Here is a 3,597-nt window from a genome sequence, read left to right on the forward strand (position 1 = left end):
GCCGCGTCGCCGCGGGTGAAGACGGCGTCGAAGGCGCCGTCGGGGGAGGCGGCGGCGAGCGACAGCCGCAGGGTGAAGCCGTGTTCGCGGGCGAGCGCGTGGAGCCCTTCGGGGTCGAGGTTGTGTGTCGAGACGGTGGCGCGTTGCGATGGGAGTGCGGCCTGCAGATCAGCCGCTGTCTTCAGCGCGGTGTCGGTCGTCTGCGAGGCGTGCTCGCTGAGCGCCATCTGTGTGAAGCGATCATCGCGGGTTCGTGCATTGTCGATGCGGGTGAAGGCGATTACGTCTTCGGAAGCTTCTCGCAGCTTCGCGGCGATGTCGTCGCGCGTCATCGATGTGGCATCGTGCCAGGTCGGCGCTATCGATGCGTGAGCATCGTCGCCATCTGTGAACAGCACGGCGTCGTAGCGGTACTTCGTGAGCTCGTTGTGTGTCTGGCCGCGCTTGGGAGTGACTTCGGCGCGGGCGATCTCGGGCCATCGGCTCTTCCACGCGGTGAAGAGCGCGGGCGAGAGCAGCAGCTCTTCCTCGTTGCGCACGCCTCGCTCGGTGCGGGTGCCCAGCTCGGTCAGGGTGACGCTTCGTCCGCTCCCGAGGGCTTTGTGCAGGGCGATGGAGGCCTGGAAGGCAGGGAGCAGCTCGAGGTGGCGCAGGTCGCCGAGGAAGATGCGGCCTCCCGGGGCGAGCAGGCGAAGCGCGCCCTGCACGACCCGCTCGAGGTACTCAACCCCCGGGAAGTACTGCACGATGGAGTTGAGGATGACGAGATCGAATCCACCTGCGGGCAGGTGCGCGGTGTCGTCCGCGGTGCGCTCCTCGATCTGCACATGCGCGAGGTCGGCACGGCTTGCGCACAGGTCGCGTGCGGCGGTCACCGACTCGCGCGAGAAGTCGAGGCCGAGAAACGCGGCGCAGTCGGGCGCGAGTCGCGCAAGCAGCAGCCCCGTCCCGCATCCGATCTCGAGGACGCGAGGACGCGCGTCTGTGAGATCGGAGGTGGGCAGATCGGGGGGGCATCCGATCTCGAGGACGCGAGGACGCGCGTCTGTGAGATCGGAGGTGGGCAGATCGGGGGGGCATCCGAGGCATGACCTCACGGATGCGTGCGACCGTGGCGTCGACCCATTCGCGCATCTCGTCTGCCGGGATGGGCTGACCCGTGTAGCTCGAGTTCCAGCCGGTGATGTCGAAGGTGAGGTCGTCGGCCTGCCGCTGTCCGTACGACGATTCATACAGCGTGCGCCACTGGCTGATTCGCTCGTGGCGCCATCGGGTGAGATCGTGCTGCAGGGCCGCGCTCTCGCGGTCGGGTTCGAGCCAGGCGATGAGCTGGCTGTCGCGCACGGCCACAACCGCCGCGCGAACGGCCTCGTGGTGGCGCAGGGTTGCCTCGATCTCTCCGGGCTCGATGCGGAAGCCGCGCAGCTTGACCTGGTCGTCTACGCGGCCCAGGAACTCGATGAGGTAGGGAGGCTGGCCTTCACCGGTTTGCGGGTTCTCGATCCAGCGGCAGCGGTCGCCGGTGCGGTACATGCGGGCGCCGCCGGCATCGTCGGCCGGCGATGCGCCCCTTGAATCGGGGGTGAAGGGGTCTGCGATGAAGCGGTCGGCGGTGAGGCCGGGACGGTCGACGTAGCCCCGTGCCACACCCTGCCCACCGGTGTAGAGCTCGCCGGGGATTCCGACGGGGCAGGGGTTGAGATGGTCGTCGAGGATGTACACCGTGGTGGCGTGGATGGGGGTGCCGAGGGGCACGGTGCGCCCGATGGTCGTGCTCTCGCGCATGGGGTGACAGGCGGTGAAGGTGGTGTTCTCGGTGGGGCCGTAGCCGTTGACGAGGGTGCCGCCGGCCAGCGCCTCGATGGCGTGCGTGACGTGCTCGGGGGAGAGAGCGTCGCCGCCCGCGAGAAGGCTGTGCAGGTCGTTGAGGGCGTGAGGTCGTTCGTCGACCACGAGGTGGAACAGACCCGCGGTGAGCCAGAGCGACGTGATCTGCTGGCGGTGCAAGGTGCTCTCTAGCGTGCCGAGCGAAGGTCGCGGCGCGGTCTCGATGACGAGGCGCCCCCCGTTGAGCAGCGGGGCCCAGATCTCGAGGGTCGAGGCGTCGAATGCGGCGGGGGCGAGATGCAGCCAGGTGGTGCCCGGCGTCATGGGGGTGAAGGTGCTTCCTCTCACCAGTCGGGTGATGTTGCGATGGGTGACGGCGACGCCCTTGGGTGTGCCAGTGGAGCCCGACGTGTACATGATGTAGGCGAGGTCGTCGCATGCCCCGGACCTGTGTGCTGCCCCTTCCGCGCCATTGCGTGCGGCGTGGGTGGCGTTTCGCGCGGCTTCGTGGTTGAGGGTCTCGCTGCTGACAACGAGGCAGGGCCAGGTTCCGCTGTGCGACTGTTCGGCATCGGTGATGATGAGGGCGAGACGGGCGTCTTCGGCCATGGCGCGCAGACGGGCGTGCGGCCAGTCGGCGTCGAGCGGCACATAGGTGCCGCCGCACTCGAGCACGGCGAGCATGAGTGCCACGTGCTGTCGTCCTCTCCTGGTGAGGAGGCCGACGCGGGTGTCGCGCAGCACCCCGCGTGCGTGTAGCACTCTGGCCAGGGCTTGTGAGGCGTGATGCAGGGCGATGTACGAGATCTGCTGATCGTTCTCCACGAGGGCGATGGCGTGAGGGCTCTCGGCAACTCGGTCTCGGAAGATATCGGTGAGCGTCTCTGGATCTCGCTGCGTGTAGCTCTCGTCTCGTGGCCCACGGTTCCCCGCCTTGAGGAGGACCTCGCTCTCTGATGCGTTGCCCAGGGTCAGCGCGGAGATGGGAAGTGCGGACCTCTCGCAGATCTGCTCGAGCAGCCCGACGAAGTGATGCACAAGACGCTCCCCCGTCTGGGGCATGAACAGATCGGTGGCATACAGGGCGACGCATTCGAGGGCGTCTTCGTTCTCAAAGAGATGTACCTCGAGATCGTAGCGTACCGTTGCCTGAGAAGCCGCAAACCCGGTGACAAGGAGATCCGCGAGATCGAATCCATTAAAACGGGTGTTCTGCAGCGCGAACGACACCTGAACGATGGGCTGGGCGTCGGTTCTGCGTTCGGGATTGAGCTCTGCAACGATCTTCTCGAAGGGCAGATCTTGATGGGTGTAGGCATCGAGACAGACGCGACGGGTCTGTTCGAGCAGCTCGAGGAAGGTGGGGTTTCCTGAGAGGTCGCTTCGAAGGGCGAGTGTGTTGACAAAGAAGCCGATGAGCCCCTCGATCTCGGGTACCACGCGGTTGGCGACGGGGGAGCCGATGACCAGATCGTCATTTCTGCTCCACCGCTGCATGAGCACGGCGAATGCGGCACGCAGCACCATGAAGAGGCTTGCATCATGCGCTCGGGCAAGCGCTTTCAGCTGGCTTGCAAGGGTCGCAGGGATGGTTGTCTGGAACGTACCGGCCCGATGGGTCGGCGTGGCGGGCCGGACGTGGTCGTAGGGCAGTTCCAGGAGGGGCGGTGCGCCATCGAGATGCTTCTTCCAGAAAGCGATCTGCTGTTCGAGCGTGTCTCCGGAGAGCCATTTGCGCTGCCAGCCTGCGAAGTCGGCGTACTGCACGGG

2 protein-coding genes are annotated in these 3,597 nt (G+C 66.5%); both read right to left on the reverse strand.

What is annotated here, in order from left to right; translation table 11 throughout:
* Nucleotides 1-827, reverse strand: an 827-nt coding sequence (locus EB084_21760; protein ID NDD30892.1) for a class I SAM-dependent methyltransferase, incomplete at its 3' end; no start/stop codon positions are given.
* Complete coding sequence (locus EB084_21765) at nucleotides 724-3,594, reverse strand: amino acid adenylation domain-containing protein (protein ID NDD30893.1); 2,871 nt, start codon at nucleotides 3,592-3,594, stop codon at nucleotides 724-726. The genes EB084_21765 and EB084_21760, both read right to left, overlap by 104 nt.
* Nucleotides 3,595-3,597 lie beyond the last annotated feature (3 nt).

The organism is Pseudomonadota bacterium (assembly GCA_010028905.1).
GTDB lineage: Bacteria > Vulcanimicrobiota > Xenobia > RGZZ01 > RGZZ01 > RGZZ01.